The following is a 21,076-nucleotide window of genomic DNA, read 5'->3' on the forward strand; positions in this document are numbered from 1 at the left end:
TGTACGGACGTGCCTTGTGCGGGGAACGCTGCTGCACCCTTCGTGCATAGTGGTTTAGATACTCAGGCATGTTATGCTGAGCTCGTAAATAATTTGATGTCCGATATCAATATAGAAGCATCTTCTACGGCTATTTTTTTGACAGGTCGAGCTACAGTTCGTCAAAAAACTTTTAAAGTTTGGCTTAGGTTTTGTGAGGGAAAGTGGTGACAGCTATTCTATAAAATTGCAGGAAACAATGGTACTCGCGTTGGGCATTATTGACCTAAAAAAAGGGGGGGAGAATAAATATGAGACCATCAAACGTTTATATAATAAATGGTGGCCTTCAGTATGGAAATATATTTCTTAATAGAGAAAAAATGAGAACTAATTTTATCAATAATATTGATAAGATAAAAAAAGAAGAATGGGAAATATATCCTTGAAAAATAAGTAGAAACACTTACGATGTCGATGTATTTGTTTTTTTTGGGTCAAAATTTGTTGTCAGTGAGAAGGCAAAATCTATATTAGAGCCTTATTGTAAAAATGTTGCAGATTTTCTTCCTGTGCAGCTTGGTGAAAGAATTTACTGGTTTGTTAAAAGCTATGTCGGGTACGATTGTACTTTAGAAGATGAAATGAAAGGAGATAGAATTATAACACCAATGCTAACGTATTGGTCGGATATTAATAAGTTTATGTTTGATCCTGAAAAAATAGTAAAAGCTCCATTCATGTTTCGGTGTTCAGATGATCCAATCTTTATTTTCTGTACCGATCAGTTCAAGGATCTTGTCGAGGGGCTGGTATTGTTGGCTTTGAGTTCGAGCATCTTTGGAACTCGGAAACCGGTGGGATATGGCGTGAACGTGAACCAGTTTTTGGGCCGGAAGCAACTAAACTAAACAGAGAACTTGAAGAAAATTGGGAAATTAACAAAAAAAATATGGACTATTGAATCACGTCCTCAAACAGAAAATGGAAATTCTGAAGTAAATAAAGAGTGGAGATATTTTTTCATATAGGTCACGAAGAATGATTTCCTCTAAGGATATTTTGCGTTTTCAGAAAATCGATCAAACTAAAGCGGTTCCGCTGAATTCTGAATCGAAAGATGACAGCAGAGGCGCGATGTCATTCACCGTTTTCATTGATGGAGACGGTGATGGCGCGCGCATTGAATGACGATATTTGGAAGCGGATTCGGGAAGCCGGAGGTGGGGGAACGTAAGCCAGTTCGATTGCGCGCGGTTCGGCGTTGGGATTTCAAACAGCGATCCGGTCTCCGGAGTGAGCGTGAAAGCGGGAGCTGACGCCCCATCGTCAGGGCAAGCTGCGCGGGCATAAAGCGTTCATTGCCAGAATGATCGAAGAGCAGAAAGACATCACGCTGCACGAAATGGCGGCGCGTTTGAAAAGCAAACGGCCCGTCGGGATGGGGCGGAGGATGCTTAGTGGGTGCGTGCAGGACAAACGGAGGATATTTCAAAAAAACCGCTCATGCACTGGAGCAGGAGCGTGAGGACGTCCTCAAACAACGACAGGAGTGATTTGATCTCCAACCTGACCTCGATCCGGAACGCTTAGTGCTCATTGACGAAACGAACCTCGCCGCGAAAATGCCTCGTCCGCGAGGACGTGTCTTGTGCCGGGAACGCTGCCGCGCTCTTCGTGTATGGTGCGGTAGATTTTCAGGCGTATTATGCCGAACTGATAAATAATTTGATGTCCGATATCAATATAAAAGCATCTTCTGTTGCTAATTTTTTGAGAGGTCGAGCTATGGTTCATCAAAAATTTTTGAAATTTGGACTGGATTTAGCGAGAAGAAGTAGTGACAGTTATTCTATAAAATTACAGGAAAAAATGGCATTGGCTTTAGGAATGATCGGTCTGTAAAGGGGAGAGTAAACGTGAACCCACTAAATGTTTATAGAGTAACTGGCGATTTACAGTACGGCAATATATTTTTGAATTTGGAGAAAAAGGGGCCTAATTATATTCGCGATGTTGATGTTGTAAAAAAAGAAGAATGGAATATTTACCCTTGTCAAATTAGTAAGTATACTTACGATGTTGATGTAATAATTTTTGCTTCATCGTATTTTGTGGTCAACGAGAAAACAAAATCCATTCTAGAACCTTATTGTAAAAATATTGTAGATTTTCTGCCTGTTCAGCTTGGAGAAAGAACCTATTGGTTTATGAAAAGTTATGTTTTTTATGATTGTACTGTGAGAGAAAAAATGGAAGGAGATAAAAATACAGTTCCTCATTTTTACTGGTCTTATATTAATAGGTTTGCATTTGATTCTGAAAAAATAGAAAAATCACCTTTTATATTCCGGTGTTTAGAGAAAAAAACATATATACTTTGTACCGATCAATTCAAAGACCTTGTCGAAGGAGCTGGTATTGTTGGCTTTAAGTTCGAACATCTTTGGAACTCGGAGACTGGTGGGATATGGTGTGAACGTGAGCCAATTTTTGGGCCGGAAGGAGCTAAATTGAACAGAGAGCTCAAAGAAAATTGGGGAATTAACAAAAAAAAATATGGATTATTGAACCACGTTCTCAAACAGAAAGTTGAAATTCTGAAGTAATAAACGGTGAAGAGGCTTTTCTATATAGGTCAGGATGAGCGATTTTCCTTAAGGATATTTTGTGTTTTTAGAGAATCGTTCAAGTTTGTAATTATAGTATGAGGAAGACCGAGAACATATTCTGTTCACATGACGCTTTTTTAGAAAGCCATAAACTTCCAAAAGGGAGTAAACAGAGAAAATTTCGTCTTCCTGCTAGTAATGCTCAGTCAATTAGCTATTTTGAGCATTACTGGCTTGTTTGGAACGCTCTCTGTGCTGAATGTTGGTCTCAGGTGGCTTATGGCCTCTATAATGTTCGAGGTGTATCTTAATATATGCCCTATTTTGTATTCATTCAAAAAACAATGTTCCTTTGACGCTTTAAAAGGATGATAGTGTCTCAAGGTAATTGTCTGATGGAAAAGGTTTGAGATCTATTAATTCATTGAGTTAAGGGGCGGCTGTGAGACATAGCTAAGGCTGTGGAGTAAAGTGGTTTTTTCCTTTCCAAACGGTGGGTCGACCTGATTGGATCATGTATTTCACCCGTGTATGGCCTGACATAGCGGACGACAGACACGTTCTGACGAACGGAAGCCCTGCTGAACTCAAAGCTGTACGCCTTCTGCGATGGCGCAAAAGGCGGTCTGTCCAAGTGCAAGACTCATCAACGACAACAAGAGTGTGGATATTCTGCTATTTTGCATTTCGCAAAAGAAAAGCGGAAACTAAAACAGCCTTACGGCAGGCATCAGCATAACACGGTTATCTCATCGAACGCATGTTCGCCAAACTTAGAGGTTGGCGATATGTCGCAACATAATGTGCTCGCTACGCGTACACTTTCATTTCTGCTGCCTACATCGTAGCAAGCATCATCTTCTCTCAAAAAAATGAGATCTGAATTAAGCTACCTGAAATACTATCAGGTAGCAGCGTTTCCCTCTCTCCCATCAGAACTACGTAGCCAATCGCTTTAGCCGTTCAGCAGCACGCGCTCGATGGCATCGCGCACACGTGGGGAGGTGGGTGATGTCACACTACTAAACCAAGCCACAGGTTTGCCGTGCTTGTTAATAAGATACTTGTAAAAGTTCCACCGAGGGCGCGCCAGAAACCCGCATTCCGTGTTCAGCCACTGGAACAGAGGTACGGCATTGCTGCCCTTAACCGGGCAACGGGCCGCCATGGGGAAGCTTACCCCGTAATTACGATGGCAAAAGCTGGCAATGTCAGTAGCTGTACCGGGTTCCTGCTGCCCGAAGTCATTGCTCGGCACACCAATAACCATCACTCCGGCTTTTTTAAACTGCGACCAGACTGACTGTAGCCCCTCATATTGAGGGGTAAAACCGCATTTTGATGCTGTGTTGACAATAAGCAGAGGGTGACCGCGATACGCGCTCAGATCCAGCGTGCCACCTTCAAGACCGGGAAGGGTGAAGTCATAAGCTGTTGTCATGGAGATATTGCCCTCTTTTGTTACCAGGCCCGTAAGGGTAGACCCTGCATACCGTAAGAAAAGAGGTTGAGCGAGTGGCAGGGGGCAATCGGGGGGAAGCCTGCTGCCCTTTTATGGGTTCTTGTCAGGCTTCCACCGAATGTTGCTAAAAGATCGGTTCATTGTTATTGTTCATTATATTGAACTCGATCCCGTATTTGGAATAATGGGGGTATTGGCCTGTCTTGTCAACAAGGAAAATAAGAAACGACATGAGCAAACCAGCAGATTCCGTTCCTGCATTGCGCCGTGCAGTACGCGTGCTCGATATGGTGAAGGCAGAATCGCGCCCACCATTGGCAGCAGACATAGCCAGACAACTGGAATTACCCCGCAGCACCGTGCATGGGCTGCTGGCGGTCATGGTTGAACTGGGCTTGTTGGAAAAAACAGCAACACAAGGTCACAGGCTCGGCACCCGGTTGTTAGACTGGGTAGGCGGCGTGACCGAAAAGCGCGATCTGGTGACAGAATTTTATCAGACTCTGGATAGTTTTTCAGACCTGAACGCCTTTACGGTCACCCTGACTTTGCTGGAAGGCATGGAGGTAGTCTATGTGGCATGCCGTAATAGTGCGACCGTGCTGGGGGCTTCGTTCCGTGTAGGCATGCGCTTGCCTGCCATATTTACAGCCACAGGCAACGCCATGCTGGCTGAAATGGATGATACATCTTTCCGGGAATGGCTGACCTTGCACCCGCCCTCAACATGGCCTGAACCCCTTACCCCCAACGGCATCCGGTCTGTCACGACACTGGTGCGGGAAATTGCTGACATCCGCCAGCGTGGCTACGCAGTGGATGATGAGCAGGTTCATGACGGACTGTGGTGTTTCGGCGCAGGGGTTAAAGACTATTCCGGCCGCATGGTGGCAGGGGTTGGAATCAGTCTGCCGCAGTCTGAACTAAGCCGGTATGACGTAGCTGAACTGGGCCGGAGAGCGACCGCTCTGGCGCAGGCTGTTTCAGCCCGTCTAGGCTACAGGCTTCCAACGGGCGATGCAGAATCGCCCCGCTAAGCTATTCACACAGGCCTATCCAGATTATTTCATAACGCCATTGAGTGAATGATAGAGAGAAGCATGTTGTTTCCGGGGCTTAAATTTTTCGCCGTGCGGCGTATTGCCTGTGCTCTTGGCATTGGCATAGTGACAGCGGTTGTACCGGCTAGCCAGTCTTACGGGCAAAGCACTTCACCCCAGACAGCGGTGCGCTACCGCGTTTTTGTGCATAGCCTGCATGTTATGGATATTCAGGCTTCCTACCGCCTGAGTGACCAGCAATATGGCGTGGCCGCCCACGTTAAAACAACACCACTCTTCGGTCTGTTCATGAAAACAGACCTGTCCATGCAGGCGCAAGGACGGTTTGAGGGGCAGGAAATAAACCCGGACCATTTTGAAACAGAAGGCTGGTCCCGCCGCCAACAGCGCCACGCCCGTATTGTGTATAAGGATCAGACACCGGACGTAACGCTGCTGGACCCGCCCGAAACAGACCGCGAGCCTGTAACGCAGGAAGAGCGAAAAGGCGCTGTGGATGTGCTGTCCATGCTTATGGGGTTATTGCACCAGGCACGCTTAACCCAGACCTGTCAGGGGCAGGAGAAGATTTTCGATGGCTTGCGGCTCACCACTCTGTCCATCCAGTCTGTTGGAGAGCAGAAGCTGCCTTCCAGCGGTCCGCTGGACTGGGGCGAGGCTGGTTTACGCTGCAATTTTGTCGGGCAGCAGATTAAAGGCTTCAAATTTACAAGCGATAAAAGCAAGCTGCATAACCCGCAGCCGGGCCGCGTCTGGTTTGAAAAAATAGGGGCAGCCGGTCTGGTTGCGGTGCGGATTGAGCTGGACCACCCCAAATTGGGTCGTATCAGCGTTCTTCTGGATGGGGCACCAAATCAATATCCCTGACTTTTGGCCATGTTACCAAAATTACTTGGTAACACTCAGAGCATAAAAAAAAGCCCGGTGAACCGTGGACGGTTCACCGGGCTTTTTCAAGCCTGACTGCTTATTCTACGGTTACCGACTTGGCCAGATTACGCGGCTGGTCAACATCCGTTCCTTTCAGAACAGCGACCTCGTAAGCCAGCATCTGCACAGGAATTGTTTGCAGGATCGGGGCTGCAAATTCATGCACATGCGGCAGAACGACCATATCTTCCGCAATGGCGGAAACGCGCTCAGCACCTTTGGTATCCGTAAACACCAGTAGGCGACCACCGCGTGCTTTGGCTTCCTGTAGGTTGGAGAGTGTTTTATCGAACAACGGCGTGAACGGCACGCTGGCGACGATAGGAACAGTCCGGTCTATCAGGGAAATCGGGCCATGCTTCATTTCCCCGGCAGCGTAGGCTTCAGCGTGAATGTAGGAAATTTCCTTCAGTTTCAACGCCCCTTCCATAGCAACGGGGAACATGCTGCCACGGCCCAGGTACAAGACATCGCGTGCTTCAGCTACAATAGCTGCCATGCGGCGTATGGCGTCACCTTGAGCAAAGACGTCTCCGGCACGGCTAGGCAGGTCGAGCAGGGCAGAAACCAGGTCATCCTCGCCTTGTTCATCAAGCACGCCCCGAGCACGGGCCGTTGCAATGCTCAGGCAAGCCAGAACGGTCAACTGGGCCGTAAAGGCCTTGGTGGATGCAACGGAAATTTCCGGGCCTGCTACGGTACCCAGTACCATGTCGCTTTCACGGGCCATCGTGCTGTGCTCAACATTCAGCACTGACAGGACATGGGCCGCATTCTGGCGCAAGGTACGCAGGGCTGCCAGCGTATCTGCCGTTTCACCAGACTGCGAAATAAGAAGCCCAAGAGAGCCAGCAGTCAGGGGTGGATTGCGGTAGCGGAGTTCACTGGCCACATCAATATCCACGGGCAGGCGCGCTATGGCTTCCAGCCAGTAACGTCCCACCATGCCCGCATAGAAGGCCGACCCACAGGCCGTAATAACGGCGCGTGGCACGGTTGCCAGATCGAACGGCAGGTCCGGCAGAACAATCTTGCGGGTTGCCGGATCTACCATCCGTTGCAGGGTCTGCCCGATGACTAGCGGGTGCTCATGGAGTTCTTTCTCCATGTAGTGGCGGTAGCCGTCCTTGCCGATTGCGCCAGCCGCCAGAGAGGTAACCTGCTCTTTGCGCTGAACCGGCGTGCCGTCAAATGTCATGAATTCGGCACCTGCGGGTGTAATTACCACGCAGTCTCCGTCTTCCATATAGGTGATACGGCGTGTGAGGGGGGCCAGGGCGAGAGAGTCAGAACCAAGAAACATCTCACCGTCTCCGTAGCCAACGGCTAGTGGAGCACTATGGCAAGCGCCAATCATCAGGCCTTCATGACCAGCAAAGATCATGGCGATGGCGTATGCGCCTTCAAGCCGTTGCAGTGCCTTGAGTGCGGCGTCTTTCGGGGCCATGCCCTGAACCAGATAGTAGTCAACCAGTTGTGCTATGGTTTCACTATCGGTTTCGGTTTCAAAAACCTGCCCGGCAGCTTCCAGTTCGTGCCGGAGGGCCTCGAAGTTTTCAACAATGCCATTATGGACAATGGCCACACGCTCTGTGCCGTGGGGGTGTGCATTGCATGTGGTAGGGGCCCCGTGTGTTGCCCACCGTGTGTGACCAATGCCAGTGGTACCAGAGAGCGGGTTTTCCTCCAGCACCACGCCCAGATTGTTCAGCTTGCCTGCAGCGCGGCGGCGCTCGACACGGCCATCCACCAACGTTGCAATGCCAGCGGAATCGTAACCCCGATATTCAAGCCGCCGTAAGCCTTCAAAAACAATAGGTGTTGCATGGCGTAGACCTACAACGCCGCAAATTCCACACATCAGCTTTTATCCTTTCGGGCTTTAAGCGTTTCCTTGAAGTGGCGGCCCAATTCAGGTTTGTTGACCTGACGGGAACGGCCAAATGCCAGAGCATCCGCCGGAACGTCCTTGGTAACGGTACTGCCTGCGGCGATCATGGCGTTGGTGCCTATGCTCACAGGTGCCACCAGAATGGCGTTGGAACCTACAAACACGTTGTCACCAATAGCGGTGTGGTGTTTGAAGTAGCCGTCATAATTACAGGTAATGGTACCAGCGCCCACGTTGGTGCGGGCTCCAATGGTGGCGTCACCCAGATAGGTCAGATGATTGGCCTTGGCGCCTTCTCCAACCGTTGTGTTCTTGACCTCAACAAAGTTGCCAATATGGGCCTTGGCACCAATGGCAGATCCTGGGCGGAGGCGTGCATAAGGGCCAATGATGGCAGCTTCACCCACAGTGCAGTTTTCAAGGTGGCTGAAGGCCCTAATTTCTGCGCCACTCTGTACGGTAACGCCGGGACCAAACACCACATTCGGTTCTATCAGTACGTCGGCCTCAAGCACGGTGTCGGCACACAGGAAAACCGTTTCAGGTGCGACCAGTGTCACGCCGTTCAGCATGGCTTGGGTACGTAAACGTTGCTGCAAGGCGGCTTCTGCCTGAGCCAACTCAACGCGGGAATTAATGCCGCGCAATTCATCTTCTGCTGCTTCTACGGCCCGTACGGTCAGCCCTTCTGCAACGGCCATGTCCACCACGTCCGTCAGATAGAACTCACCCTTGCTGTTGTCATTTTTCACAGCTTGTAACCAGCGGCGGAAAGTGGCTGCATCAGCACATAAAACCCCGGCATTGCAGAGGTCTATGGCGCGCTCATCCGGCGTTGCATCGGCCCATTCCACGATTCGCTGCACATTTGCACCGGATGTCACAACGCGGCCATAGCGGCCTGGCTCAGCTGGGCGCATGGCCAGCAGGGCTAACCCCACATCAGGCTGCCGCCGTTCTGTTAGCAGGTTGTTGAGGGTTTCAGCGGAGATCAGCGGATTATCCGCATAAAGAACAGCAACATCACCATCCCCAAAATAGGCTTCGGCCTGGAGTGCTGCGTGGGCCGTGCCCAAGCGGTCATGTTGAATGACAACAGGGTAGGGGGCCGCCAGTTCAGCCACATCAGCCATCTCTGGCCCGACTACCACCACAAGGCGGTCAAATATTTCCGCCGCGTTGGCAATCAGATGTGCCAGCATGGGGCGGCCAGCAAGCCGTTGCATGGCTTTGGGGCGGGAGGATTTCATGCGTGTGCCCAGCCCGGCGGCCAATAGAACCGCAGTAGCAGGACGGGATGGGAGTGAGTTTGTCATGTCTAGACTGCGGTAAGCCAACCTCCAGCCCCTGTCAAACCTCGTGCTATAAGAATAGAGCTTAGTCGATATCATAAAGTTTTTCAGGAATTTACCAAAAGGGCCAAGTGGTGATGAAGCAGAAACTCGCTGTGTTTGATATGGATGGCACCTTGCTTGATTCTCTGCCGGATCTGGCTGAGTCGGGCCGTGCCCTGATGGCGCAGTATGACTTGCCCAGCGTGTCAGATACCGAAGTGCGGCGTATGATTGGCAATGGCGTTCCCCTTCTTGTGGAGCGCTTGCTGCATTCCGCCAGTGGCAAGGGGGCAGAAGTGGCTGAGCGCCTTGCCAAGATTGACCACGCGCAGGCATGTCAGGCGTTCATGGCGCTATACACCCCAAGGGCCACGCGCCTCTCGCGCCTGTTTCCCGGCACGAACGAGGCTTTGCGGACTCTAAAGGAGCAAGGCTGGGCCTTGGCTGTTTGCACCAACAAACCGGAAGTTGCTGCTCTGGCTATTCTTGAAAAATTTGATTTGCTGCCCTTGTTTGCCTGTGTTGGGGGCGGGGATAGTTTTTCAGCGCGTAAGCCTGACCCTGTGCATTTGCTGGGTACAATTGAAAAAGCCGGTGGAACTCCGGCCCGGACTGTTATGATTGGCGATATGGTGCCTGATCTGGCTGCGGCAAAGGCAGCTGGCTGCCCCGCGTTGTTTGCAGCTTGGGGTTATGGTGACCCCGCCTTGGCGACACAGGCGCAGGGAGAGGCCGCCAGCATGGCGGACGTGCCGGAAGCCGCGGCCCGCCTGTTGGCAAATTAAGGCGGTTATTCCGCGCCCAGAAGTTGTTCTGTCAGTTCCAGGTCGGCTGGTTTGTCAACATCCACAGCCGCTCTGCCGTCAGACAGGCAGACAAGCTCTCCTTTTGCGCCCGTCAGCTTTTCTATGCGGGCGTAGAGAGCATTACGGCTGAGTGTTTTTGTAATAGCTTTCAGTAACACCAGCGGGCCAAGCAGCCACGCAACACGCAGCGGGTGCTTGCGGTTTTTTTCAACGCGTAACCAAAGTCTGGCAACGTTCAGAGACGCCGGGGTACGAAATAAAAACAGGTTGCAGCCTGAAAAAACCAGATCGGATAACTGCACAAAAGTACGTTTTGTGACAGGAACATCCCGCCGGACCACAGATTCAGGTGCAACGGCCGCCGCGACATCGACCTGCGGATTACTTGCGTTCAGAAACTCAGTCACCCACTCGGGTTTCAAGAGGGCATTGTCTGCTGTGGTCACCAGTAAAGGGGTGCCAAACTGCATTAACGCTGCCAACACACTGGCGCTCGGCCCTTCCGGGCGAGACGGTATGACTGTCACGTCTGGCGTTAACAGGCCATCAAGCACTGCCGGAGTGTCAATGCAGACAATAATTCGGCCTACGGCAGGCGTGTCCTGTAATGTTTTGAGCACACGCGTGATCATGGGAACGCCCGCAACCGGTAGAATAGCCTTATGCGAAACACCCGCAGCCTGTGCCATTGGGTCTGGCACACCGGGGCGTGTGCCAGCCAGAACAAGAACAGTCAGTGTGCCAGCAGGATAAGTCATGCAGCGTGCCGTGCAGAGTCTGGTGTTTTGCCAGCAGGAGCGCGCGCACCATCGGGCCGGTCACGTGGGGGAGAGCCAGTCAGGTCCATCACCCAGGGATAGGTGTTTGCTTCTTTTACGTCATAGCCAAGATTAAAGACGGTCGGGCTGCGGGGGCGGGCTTTGGCATCCCGATAATAGCTGCCAAATATCCGATCCACCAAGAAACTGGTGATACCAAAGTTACCGTCTTCGTCATGGAAATGATGCAGAACATGACGGGCCTTCATGCGCTGGATCCAGGAGGCACGCGGCTTGTAGTTCAGATGCTGGATGCAGTGAAAAAACTCATAGATGCAGGTGATCGTCACACCTGTACCAAACGCTGTTGCAGCGGCGCCCCACCCACCAATCAAATAGCCGATTGGCAGGGTGATGATGGCGATGGTCGGCAATGTTGTAGCAGGTGAGCCAAACAGCACATCCAGCAGGTGCGGGTCCTGATGGTGGTCAAAATGGATGCGCTTCCAGAGTGCGGAGGTCCATTTCATTTTATACAGCAGACGGCCATGCAGCACATAACGGTGCAGCAGATACCATGCGAGAGGATACACCAGAATAACAGCTACTATGGAAACCAGAGTAGCACCCCACCCGGCAAAAAAATGTGCAGCGGCCGCTACGCTGACAACAACCAATGCAAAATAAAGCAAAATGGTTGGATAAGTCAGGTAAGCAATCCACAGTTGTCTGAGGTTCATTTTACCCAGATCAAAGCTGCGGCCGGTTTTCAGGCTCGCGTTATTCAGCGTTCCACTCATTTTGCTTCATTCCTCAAAAGCACTGTCACGGCACCCAAAGTGAAAATCAGTAAGCCGGGTATTGTGGCAACAGGCGGCGGTAAAAGGCCGGCATTTCCCATTGCGCGCAACATACCTTGCACAATGATGAAAAGCAGACCGGCACCCAGACACCAGACAGGAGTCCAGCTTCGGGTACCCGTACGCGGAGGGATATAGATCACCGGCATGGCAATTAACAGTAGAACCAGAAGAGACGCCGGCCTTAGAAAGCGCTCCAGCAGGCCAGCTTGCAGAAAGCCAGGGCTGGAATCAGAGGGCAGGCGCCCGCGCAGCATCCCTAATATTGTGCCGGATGACAATGGCGGATTTTCCGCAGATAGCCGGATAAAATCCCATGGATGCAAGGACGTATGCCACGCTTTCTGGTCTTCCTGTGGTAACCGGTCAGCAGAGTTTTCCTTCACCTGAACCCGCTTCAGGTCGTGCAAAATCCATCCGTTCGCGCGCGTGTAATCTGCTCTGGCAGCATGAATCACGTCTTGTAACAAACCGTTCTGATCGCGTGAGTAGATGTCCAGACCGGACAACATGTTGCCGCCATCAGCAACATACGCCACGCGGGTCACCTCCTGCCCCTCGTGAAACCAGAAGGAATGTCCATTTTCCGGGCTGGGGTCTGTCCGGTTCCACCATGCTGCCAGCGCTTGCTCTGACCGCGGGGTGACCTGATCGTCCAGCACCACCCCCATTACCCCAACCAGCAGCGTGGCAGGGATAAGGTGTTTATAAAGCCGGGTGATGGACAGACCGGACGCCTGAAGAATGGCAGTCTCACTCCCCAGTGTCATTTGTGTCAGCATGACCAAGGCGCCAATCAGCAGGCTGAGGGGCAAGGCTCCCGCCAGTAGAAAGGGGAGGCGCATCCCGGCATAGGTCAGAATACCATGCAGCCCCAGATGGCGCTGCAAGATAGGGGTGGTCTGTTCCAGCAGGGCCAGAATTTCCAACAGGCCTACCAGGACTGCACCACATAATAGAACGCGGCTTAGCAACGCGCCTGACAGGTAACGCAGCAGAACAAACCGTGGAGGTTTGGCCGTTTTGCTCATGGGGACACCTCACCCTGGGCAAGTGTTTTACGGCGCGATGCAAGACGTTGTGCATGCAGGGCCTGAAAAGCCCCTGATTTGTAGAACAGTAGCGCGGAGCATAAGCCTATAAAAACAAAGGCAGGGACCCAGATAGCCATGAGAGAGGTATTCTTCGTCGCAACCATACTGTGTCCGAACTGAAGCACGTGGTCGAACCCGACCAGAGCCAGAAAGGCGATAACAAGTCCGGCACTTCCCTGCTGGCGTTTGCGCATAATGGCCAGAGCGACAGCCAGAACAGGAATGAAGGGAATGGTCATGCTCCGGGCCAGCCGGAAATGGACTTCCGAGCGCATATGCGGGCGCGAAATGGCGGCGTTATGATCAACCAGACGCCCGACCAGTTCTTTGGATGTCAGTTCCCGTTCATCATCTCCTCGTGCGCGGAAAGGGGAGATGTGAGACGCTTCTGTCAGAAGGCGGGTTGCATGCTCAAACCTGGTTAAGGTTGGCGCACCGACACCTGTATCCGTGACGATTGTGCCATTTTGCAGATCAATTTCCACCGCTGAACTATCGCTGGCAATCCGGATTTGGCCAGAGGCTGCCGTAATAACACGTTCGCGGTTGTTGGATGTGTCACGAATAAACACGTCCTTCAGCCGGGAGCCTGCGTGGTCCACATGGTCTGCAAGCAACGTCATATTGGCTGAAGGGCGGGCAAACATGCGGGATTGCAAACGTGGCGCCCAGCCTGTGTGGCTGGCCGTGTATAGCGCCTCACGGAAGTCATAGCGCGCGTGGGGCTGAATGAACCCATACAAAAAGAATGAAAGCAGGCCGAGTAAACACCCCATTAGCACGAACGGTCGCGCCACCCTTAATAAGGACAGCCCGCTACTGTTAATGGCGTCAATTTCCTCGTTCTGGCTCATGCGCCGGACTACGGTAAAGACACTCACGCACAGCGCAGCCGGAATGGCCAGGCCAAGATAGTGTGGCAGCAGGGTGAGTAACAAACCGATAAACGTGAAGAGATGGTTGTTACCGGCCGCCAACATATTGAACAGCACAAGGAGCCGTTCCAGCAGCAAAGCCGACATAACAACACAAAGGGCGACCAGAAAGGGAGGGAGAACCTGCGCTATCAGGTAACGGTCCAGCGTTCTTGGCGTAAAGAACGACAGAACCCTGCGCAGAAAAGGCTCGGGCTGCATGGAGGGTTTCATAGCCGGGTTGGCAGGGAAAGGCGATGGGGGGCAAAACGATATATCGGACCATCATGCATTTTCAGATCCAGCCCCAAAGCGCGGCGCTGGATGGTAATATGCCACTCTTGTGCGCAGGCCTGTATGGAAATGTCGTTCCAGCCAGCCGAGCGCGCCGATGTTTGCGCACAATGGGATGCAGACGGCGTGCCCAATACCGGAATATGAGTATGGGGGATAAAGCTCAGGCTACCGCGATGGGAATGACCATGCAGGACCAGTTCGGCACCTTCCTGCTGAAACAGGCGTTGTAAAGCCTTGCGTTGTCGCAACCCTTTCCGACGCGGCACAAGGCCTGCCACCGGAGGATGGTGAAGAAGCACCACACGACATAACCCTTCCTCGGCGGCCTGACGCAAAAGCGGGCGCAGTGCTTCAACGCTTTTTGCCGCGACACAGCCGGAAGCCAGAAATGGTGCAGTGGGTATGGCGCTGTTTAACCCGATGAGCATGACAGGTCCGTGCCGGAGGACGGACGGCGCATGGCCCGTATTACGCAGCCACGGAGCCCATAGGGTACTTTTGCAGGAGTATGTGGGCTCGCGAATCAGCGCGTCATGATTGCCGGGAACGAGAAGGGTGGGGGGAAGGTCCTGCTCTTCCAGCCATGTTTGCGCGGCCTGAAATTCTGACAACAGCCCCAGATTGGTCAGGTCCCCGGTCATGGCCACCATGTCAGGCATATGGGTGCGTATGTCCTGCATGATGTAGCTAAGTGTTTGTGGTAAATGGATATGTTTGCGCCGTAATTGCCACGAAAGAAGTGAAAGCAGCCGCTTGAACCGGATTTCCTTTAAACAAGGCAGCCCAGCTAACGGTAAATGCAAATCAGAAAGATGGGCAATTTTGACAGCGGACAAAAATAAAAGTCTCCGTATGCAGAGTGGTCTGCCTGGGACAGCATGTGACAAGCGAACCAACACGAACTATACCACCGGCATCAACCGGAGCAAAAGCTACCGGTATTTTTATTCTGCTTAAAGAGTGTCTGAGTGACAGATCGTTTCGCCTTAATTCACAATCCCCGCAGCCGACGTAATCTCAAGGCGGATCGTCATTACCTTAAAGCAGCCCAAGCCATGCTGGGGCCGCTCTTTCATGCGCCAGAGACAGCAGACGCCCTGCGTGAAACCATAGAGGAACTGGCCCACCAGAATGTGGACTGCCTTGTGGTGGATGGTGGGGATGGCACTGTGGGCAGGGTGCTAAGCGTGCTCTACGCCTCTTCCTACCCCAATCACAAATTACCAACGATCGCTGTTCTGCCGTCAGGCAATACCAATCTGATCGCGGCAGACGTTGGTTTTGGCCTGCGGGGCATCAAGGCACTCGAACATCTGCGGGCAGCGCGCGCAGGGTCTGCACAATTGGCAACAAAAATACAGCGGCGTCAGCCGCTTGTTATTTCCTGGCCTGGCCAGACCCGTGCGCCGGAACTTGGTTTTTTTGGCGGGGCGGGTGCGTTCACTCGCGCCATAGAAATCGCGCACAGCCCAAACATCATGAACACTTACGCGCATGATGCCGCAGTGCTGGCGACGTTAGCTATTACTGCACGTCAGATTCTTTCGCCCAGTTTGCGGCAGGAGTGGTTGAACGGAGCCATGGCCGCGCTGGGCTTGGACGGTCAGCCCGGTGATATAAAAAACCACTTCCTTTTTCTGTGCACCGGTTTGCACCGTCTAACTCACAAAATCTGGCCCTTCTGGCGGGCTCCCGGTCAGCCGGATAAAGGGATCAGCTATCTTGATGTGGGCGCACGCCCAGAACATCTGACAAAAGCGACATGGAATTTGATGCGCGGCAAGGTGCCAGCATGGATGCAGCAAAGCAGTAGCTACCAAAGTGGCTCGGTAGAACGTATCCGGCTCCGGAGTGCTCAATCCTTTGTGCTGGATGGGGAGGTGCTGGAAACTGGGCCAGAACATTGCCTCGACATCACAGCGGGTCCAGTCGTCTCATTCCTTCAAGCCTAAAAGGGTTAGGCATGTCTGGCACGTCTCAGTCACGTTCTGCGGTTCAACAGCTTGCAGACTGCATTACAGCAGAACTTCAGACATCTGTTGCGCCGGAAGTAAGAGAGTTCGTCTCTGAACTGAATGAGAAGGGACGGCCTTTAGGCATTTTGTTTTATGGTTCCGGCCTGCGTGGCGGCATACAGTCCGATACGCTGATGGATTTTTATGTCATTCTGGACAAGCAATCAGACTGGCCCAGACCATTCGCTGCGCAGATAGGTAATGCTCTTCTCCCTCCCAATGTGGAGTATTACGAAATAGAAAGTGGCGGCAAAGCCCTACGTGCAAAGGTAGCCATTCTCACACTGGCGCAGTTCCGGAGGCTGACAGGCTTTACAACATGGGACACAACGGTCTGGGCGCGCTTTTCACAACCAGTGCGACTGGTCTGGTCTGCCGATCAGAAAGCAGAAGCGGCTTTAACGCGGAGTGTCATGCGTGCGGTGATCACCGGTGCCCGATGGGCCGCCTGTTTTGGGCCGGAAAAAGGGCAGGCAGAAGAGTTCTGGAATGCCTTGTACAAACGGACTTACCAGACAGAACTACGTGTGGAGAAAGCGGGTCGGGGCGCGAGTATTGTTACGGCGTACCCTGAACGCTATGCAAATTTACTTGCACCCTGTTGGGCCATTGCCGGAGTAAAATTTGCTCAGGAAGCAGGGCAAATTAGCCCCATACTTTCTGCACAGGAACGCGAAAAGTCTAATGCGGACTGGCTATTAAGAAAGAAAATAGGCAAACCGCTGAACATTGCCAGACTTATAAAAGCAGCCTTCACGTTTGCCGGTGGGCCGCGTTACGCTGCATGGAAAATTGAGCGTCATAGCGGTATTTCTGTGCCGTTGACGCCATTTGCTGAAAAACACCCCCTTATCGCCGGGCCTCCACTTCTGTGGAAGCTTTGGCGCAAGGGGGCGTTTCAGAAAAGCAGTTAGTTAAGCAACAGAGGCGTTCAATACGCCAGCATCAAGCCCGGCCTGACGGAAAATGTCTATTGCCTGATCAATCTGCGCTGGTGTGTGCGTTGCCATAACGGAGCAGCGCAGCAGTGGCCTGTGGTCGGGTGTCGCAGGTGGCACGCTAAGGTTGACGTAAACCCCCAGCTCCAGCAGGCGATTCCACATCACAATCGCCTGTCCCATTTCCTCCAGCGTCACGGCAATAACCGGGCTTACCTGGCGGCTGGCATTCAAACCAATGCGGTGAAAACCAGCATGAAGGCGGGCGGCATTGTCCATTAACTGTGTGCGCAGTTCAGGGTGAGCTTCCATGTCTTGCAGAGCAGCCATGGTCGCGGCGATGACTTCCGGCGGCAGAGATGCTGTGAACATGTACGGGCGGCAGTTCAGGCGGACAAATTCCAGCTCCGGGTGGTCGGATACGCAATAGCCGCCAACCGTTCCCAGACTTTTGGAGAACGTGCCCACCACAAAGTCCACATCAGCCTCAACGCCAGCAGCTTCTGCTACGCCAAGGCCTCGCTCGCCCATAACACCAAACGAGTGTGCTTCATCGACCAGCAGGTAGGAGCCTGTTTCGCGCTTGACCTGTGCCATCTCGGCAATGGGAGCAACATTGCCGGTCATGGAATAAATACCTTCCACAACCACCAGTTTGGCACCCGGTGTTCCATCAAGGCGCTTCAGGCGCTTGTGCAGGTCGTCAGCATCGTTGTGACGAAAACGAATAACCTGTGCAGGGCTAAGGCGGCTGCCATCGTAAATACTGGCGTGGCTGTCAGCATCAAGAATGAGGTAATCGTCTTTGCCAACCAACGTGGAAATCATGCCCAGATTGGCCTGATATCCGGTCGAGAACACCATGGCATCCCGGCGCTTAAAGTAAGCAGCTATCTGGGTTTCAAGCTTGCGGTGTAAAGACTGTGTGCCGTTGGCAATACGAGACCCGGTCGTGCCAACACCATAGTGTGCCACCGCGTCCTGCGCAGCCTTAATGGCCCGCGCAGACTGGCTGAGCCCGAGATAGTTATTTGTGCCAAACAGAAGCGTTTCCCGCCCCTCAATCAGCCCGACCGTGGAAGAAAGCGGTTTTTCAATAACCACGCCAAAAGGGTTGCGCCCGCCAGCCTCAACCAGCGCCCCAAGAGCACTGGCTGTGCCGTTAAATTTGGCAAAGAGTGATGTCATACGGGCTCAGCCTTTGTTTTTCAGGTCAACAATACAGGCAGCAAGGTCATTGATGGTGCGGATATCAGCCAGTTTGTCGAGCGGTACAGAGACATCAAGCGTGTCTTCCACTTCCATCACAAAATTCATGACGGCGAGGGAGTCAAACGCCAAATCTTCCATGATCTTGCAGTTGCCATCAATGTCACGCGGCACTTTAGGGTTGGCAAGAAGCTTTTCAATAATCAGCGCGGAAACGCTTTCTATGGTGTCGCTCATGGTACGGTCTCTCTTCGTTTTATGCGCATACAAATAAAAAACAGGTAGCCATCCCGCTGGCGCCTGCCTTATGGCCTAAAAAAGCACTGTGCGCCAGTTTGTGGCCTGTGGCTATGAAGCCCTCAGGCGGGTTCAACTTCGGGTTGTGGAGCAAATGCACCGCTCAGGAACATGGTCCTGGCTTTAGCGCGCGTCAGTTTTCCAGAAGATGTTTGTGGCAACGCATGAGGCGGAACCAGAACAACCGACACATCAACACCATGTAAGCGGCGGAACAGGCTTGCCGCCTCGCTACGCAGGCCTTCACGGGTATCGGGGTCTGTGGCGCGGCATTGAATAAGGGCCACAACCTCTTCCTGCTGATCTTTTTCAAGAGAGAAGACAGCAACATCCCGGCTACGAAGGGAGGAAATGGCTGTTTCAGCCGACCATTCCAGATCCTGAGGCCAGATATTACGGCCGTTAATGATAATCAGGTCCTTTGCACGGCCTGTCACCACAATCTGGCCATTGAGCATATAGCCAAGATCACCCGTATTCAGCCAACCGTGAGAATCAAGCACCTCTTCCGTTGCATCGGGGCGGCGGAAATAACCGTTCATCAAGCTTGGTCCGGAGACAAAAATGGTCCCGACCTGACGATCACCTAAAACAGTCCCCTCAGAATTGCGGACTTCAAGGCCATGTCCGGGCAGCACCTTACCGCACAGCACGAAGGTACGGCTTGGAACATCAGGAGAGGTTGGAGCAACAGCAACCCCCTTGCTTTCCAAGGCAGCCAGATCAACCGTATCCGTTTGAATGCCACTGTTAAGCGGGGCAAAGCTGATTGCCAATGTGGCTTCAGCCATACCGTAGCTGGCTTCAAACGCGTTTTTGCTGAAACCAGAGGATTCAAAGCGCTCTGCAAATTCTTCAAGAATATGCGGGCGAATCATGTCGCCACCAATCCCGGCAATGCGCCAGCTCGAAAGGTCCAACTCAGCCGAGGCAGGACGACGGGCGCAAAGTTCATATCCAAAGGAGGGGCTGTACGCCAGGGTGCCCCGATTACGGCTAATAAGGTCAAGCCATACGTGGGGGCGGCGCGCGAACTCACGGGTAGGCAGCAAGTCAACGGTCAACTGACAGGTCATTGGTGTGAGGAAGAAGCCGACCAGACCCATGTCATGGTAAAGCGGCAACCAGGAAACACAGCGGTCGCCTGTTTCAGTCACCTGCAAACCGTCATGAGCAATAGCGGCAACATTCGCCATGCCAGATCGCTGGCTGACACATACGCCCATGGGGAAACGTGTGCTGCCTGATGAGAACTGAAGATAGGATAAAGCGTCAGGCCCCACATCCGGCAAAGCGATGTCTGGTACCGGGCGGGCCATTAATTCTGCTGGGGAACCTGCAAAAATCAGCCCCAGACCGCTGACAATATCATTTGTCCACCCTTCTATAATCTGGGGAATAATGACCGCGCTTGCGCCAGAGCTGGTAATCATGCCGCGCAGCGTAGCCAGATAGGCTTCTTTCCCGGCAAAAGCGACAGGCAAGGGGAGGGGGGCGGACACAAGGCCAGCATACTGGCAACCAAAGAAAATCCGCGCGAAGTCGCCATCGCTTTCGGCAACAATAGCAACCCGGTCACCCGGTTGCAGACCCATGCCTAGGAAGCGCAGGCCCGTTTCAATGGCTTGTTCACGCAGTTTCTTATACGGCAGCGCTTCGAGGAGAACGCCTTTGCCGGAATATATATTAAAGCCGGCCTCACCCTGGGCAGCATAGTCCAGCGCAGCAGGGAATGTAGGGAAATCACCATAACGTCGTGGCTGACCGGAATTTGTTGGAACCGGCTGCAAGGTCTCTTCGTTAAGGGGTGAAGAAGCAGAGTTCATAACGTTCATCAGTGAGCCATTCGAAGAAATTTAACAATTAGGTTTGAGCGCCCAAAGGCACGGTGAGTAGGCCTGCTGCAAGGCCGGACGTGTGGCCTATATAGTCTTTTTATGGATTTACAAAAGTGTCATAGGTTGAAAATGCGTCATGTACCGCGAAAGCGGTGCCGTGAGAGGGCAGTAAACTAGGGCGCTTTGTGGTTATGCTGTTTGTGTCAGGAAGAAGGTGAATGCGAAGTACTATAATCTGATTTCAAGAGATAACTGCGGAAATTTATATATTCAGTAGAAGTAAAAATAAAAATACAAAACAATAGTTTGATTAATAAAAGTAAATTTAATAAAACTTCTACCATAATATGAGTGAGGAGGTTTTTTAATCCAATTTCAACTTAAAATTAAAGCACTCAAGGCTGGTTTTTGTATTTTAAGCGTAATTGCAATGGGCGCTGCCGTGAAATTTTATGAAATATTTCTTGTTTCTCTTTGCTGTGGTGGTGAGATTTTTGGGTGAAGATTCTGAGTGCCTAAACTTGAAGCTCGAACAAAGCGAGGGGATTGGGAAGAGTCGCGAGGCCTTATTAAAAGGAGAGTTAAGGTCCGGCTCTTGAGGGATGTACGGGGCCATGGCGTTCTCTTGACTATATATAGTGAGGGCCGTGAGGGTTGGGGCTTACAGGTAGGGGGTATCTCCACGTCAGGACGCTCTATCCTTAACGCTCAGATGCAAAGCAACGGCAACGCGAGTACCATTGCCTTTTTGGGTGTTTATTTTTTCTCGAGAGTGAAAGAA

General features: G+C 52.1%; 19 protein-coding genes. 8 read left to right on the forward strand and 11 right to left on the reverse strand.

What is annotated here, in order from left to right; all coding sequences use genetic code 11:
• Positions 1–1,020 precede the first annotated feature (1,020 nt).
• The 3 genes from Abci_RS09120 (at position 1,021) to Abci_RS09130 (ending at position 2,588) form a co-directional block, all read left to right on the forward strand.
• Complete coding sequence (locus Abci_RS09120; protein ID WP_158319790.1) at positions 1,021–1,170, forward strand: hypothetical protein; 150 nt, start codon at positions 1,021–1,023, stop codon at positions 1,168–1,170.
• A 486-nt stretch (positions 1,171–1,656) separates the two neighbouring features.
• Positions 1,657–1,884 (forward strand): hypothetical protein, encoded by a 228-nt coding sequence (locus tag Abci_RS09125; protein ID WP_146806839.1) that lies wholly within the window; start codon positions 1,657–1,659, stop codon positions 1,882–1,884.
• 14 nt (positions 1,885–1,898) lie between these two features.
• Positions 1,899–2,588 carry a hypothetical protein gene (locus tag Abci_RS09130; protein ID WP_146806842.1) on the forward strand — a complete coding sequence of 230 codons (690 nt, stop codon included), beginning with the start codon at positions 1,899–1,901 and terminating at the stop codon, positions 2,586–2,588.
• A 958-nt stretch (positions 2,589–3,546) separates the two neighbouring features.
• On the opposite strand, the gene Abci_RS09135 is transcribed toward Abci_RS09130, so the two are convergent.
• The gene (locus tag Abci_RS09135) at positions 3,547–4,032 is read right to left on the reverse strand and encodes a glutathione peroxidase (protein WP_048838843.1); all 486 of its coding nucleotides are present in this window, start codon (positions 4,030–4,032) and stop codon (positions 3,547–3,549) included.
• A gap of 251 nt (positions 4,033–4,283) precedes the next feature.
• Here Abci_RS09135 and Abci_RS09140 point away from each other — a divergent pair, with 251 nt between their 5' ends.
• On the forward strand, positions 4,284–5,090 hold the full coding sequence (locus tag Abci_RS09140; protein WP_048838844.1) for an IclR family transcriptional regulator: 807 nt from the start codon (positions 4,284–4,286) through the stop codon (positions 5,088–5,090).
• Positions 5,091–5,153: 63 nt separating this feature from the next.
• A complete protein-coding gene (locus tag Abci_RS09145; RefSeq protein WP_048838845.1) occupies positions 5,154–5,981 on the forward strand; it encodes a DUF3108 domain-containing protein in 828 nt (275 codons plus the stop codon).
• A gap of 100 nt (positions 5,982–6,081) precedes the next feature.
• Here Abci_RS09145 and glmS read toward each other — a convergent pair whose 3' ends face one another.
• Both glmS and glmU read right to left on the reverse strand, forming a co-directional pair.
• A complete protein-coding gene (gene glmS, locus Abci_RS09150) occupies positions 6,082–7,905 on the reverse strand; it encodes a glutamine--fructose-6-phosphate transaminase (isomerizing) (RefSeq protein WP_048838846.1) in 1,824 nt (607 codons plus the stop codon).
• Positions 7,905–9,251 (reverse strand): bifunctional UDP-N-acetylglucosamine diphosphorylase/glucosamine-1-phosphate N-acetyltransferase GlmU, encoded by a 1,347-nt coding sequence (gene glmU, locus Abci_RS09155; RefSeq protein ID WP_048838847.1) that lies wholly within the window; start codon positions 9,249–9,251, stop codon positions 7,905–7,907. Before glmU ends, glmS begins: the two co-directional genes overlap by 1 nt.
• A gap of 113 nt (positions 9,252–9,364) precedes the next feature.
• Between glmU and Abci_RS09160 the strand changes: the two genes are divergently transcribed.
• Positions 9,365–10,054, forward strand: coding sequence for an HAD-IA family hydrolase (locus Abci_RS09160; protein WP_084597603.1), 690 nt, complete (start codon positions 9,365–9,367; stop codon positions 10,052–10,054).
• A gap of 5 nt (positions 10,055–10,059) precedes the next feature.
• Here the strand turns inward: Abci_RS09160 and Abci_RS09165 are convergent, their stop codons facing one another.
• From Abci_RS09165 to Abci_RS09185, 5 genes are read right to left on the reverse strand one after another with little or no spacing between them, the layout of a single operon-like run.
• Positions 10,060–10,833 carry a nucleotidyltransferase family protein gene (locus Abci_RS09165; RefSeq protein WP_048838848.1) on the reverse strand — a complete coding sequence of 258 codons (774 nt, stop codon included), beginning with the start codon at positions 10,831–10,833 and terminating at the stop codon, positions 10,060–10,062.
• Positions 10,830–11,633, reverse strand: a complete 804-nt coding sequence (locus tag Abci_RS09170; protein WP_048838849.1) for a sterol desaturase family protein — start codon at positions 11,631–11,633, stop codon at positions 10,830–10,832. Before Abci_RS09170 ends, Abci_RS09165 begins: the two co-directional genes overlap by 4 nt.
• The gene (locus Abci_RS09175) at positions 11,630–12,724 is read right to left on the reverse strand and encodes an LptF/LptG family permease (RefSeq protein ID WP_048838850.1); all 1,095 of its coding nucleotides are present in this window, start codon (positions 12,722–12,724) and stop codon (positions 11,630–11,632) included. The genes Abci_RS09170 and Abci_RS09175 overlap by 4 nt, the downstream gene beginning before the upstream one ends.
• On the reverse strand, positions 12,721–13,935 hold the full coding sequence (locus Abci_RS09180; protein ID WP_048838851.1) for an LptF/LptG family permease: 1,215 nt from the start codon (positions 13,933–13,935) through the stop codon (positions 12,721–12,723). Before Abci_RS09180 ends, Abci_RS09175 begins: the two co-directional genes overlap by 4 nt.
• Complete coding sequence (locus Abci_RS09185) at positions 13,932–14,897, reverse strand: metallophosphoesterase family protein (protein WP_244877635.1); 966 nt, start codon at positions 14,895–14,897, stop codon at positions 13,932–13,934. The genes Abci_RS09180 and Abci_RS09185 overlap by 4 nt, the downstream gene beginning before the upstream one ends.
• 69 nt (positions 14,898–14,966) lie before the next feature.
• Between Abci_RS09185 and Abci_RS09190 the strand changes: the two genes are divergently transcribed.
• Both Abci_RS09190 and Abci_RS09195 read left to right on the forward strand, forming a co-directional pair.
• The gene (locus Abci_RS09190) at positions 14,967–15,950 is read left to right on the forward strand and encodes a diacylglycerol/lipid kinase family protein (protein ID WP_048838852.1); all 984 of its coding nucleotides are present in this window, start codon (positions 14,967–14,969) and stop codon (positions 15,948–15,950) included.
• A gap of 11 nt (positions 15,951–15,961) precedes the next feature.
• On the forward strand, positions 15,962–16,927 hold the full coding sequence (locus tag Abci_RS09195) for a hypothetical protein (RefSeq protein ID WP_048838853.1): 966 nt from the start codon (positions 15,962–15,964) through the stop codon (positions 16,925–16,927).
• On the opposite strand, the gene spt is transcribed toward Abci_RS09195, so the two are convergent.
• The 3 genes from spt to Abci_RS09210 form a co-directional block, all read right to left on the reverse strand.
• On the reverse strand, positions 16,928–18,139 hold the full coding sequence (spt, locus tag Abci_RS09200) for a serine palmitoyltransferase (protein WP_048838854.1): 1,212 nt from the start codon (positions 18,137–18,139) through the stop codon (positions 16,928–16,930). It lies immediately after the preceding gene.
• Positions 18,140–18,145: 6 nt separating this feature from the next.
• A complete protein-coding gene (locus tag Abci_RS09205; protein ID WP_048838855.1) occupies positions 18,146–18,397 on the reverse strand; it encodes an acyl carrier protein in 252 nt (83 codons plus the stop codon).
• 122 nt (positions 18,398–18,519) lie between these two features.
• Positions 18,520–20,292 carry a fatty acyl-AMP ligase gene (locus tag Abci_RS09210; RefSeq protein ID WP_146806844.1) on the reverse strand — a complete coding sequence of 591 codons (1,773 nt, stop codon included), beginning with the start codon at positions 20,290–20,292 and terminating at the stop codon, positions 18,520–18,522.
• Positions 20,293–21,076: the final 784 nt, after the last annotated feature.

The organism is Acetobacter cibinongensis (assembly GCF_000963925.1).
Lineage (GTDB): Bacteria > Pseudomonadota > Alphaproteobacteria > Acetobacterales > Acetobacteraceae > Acetobacter > Acetobacter cibinongensis.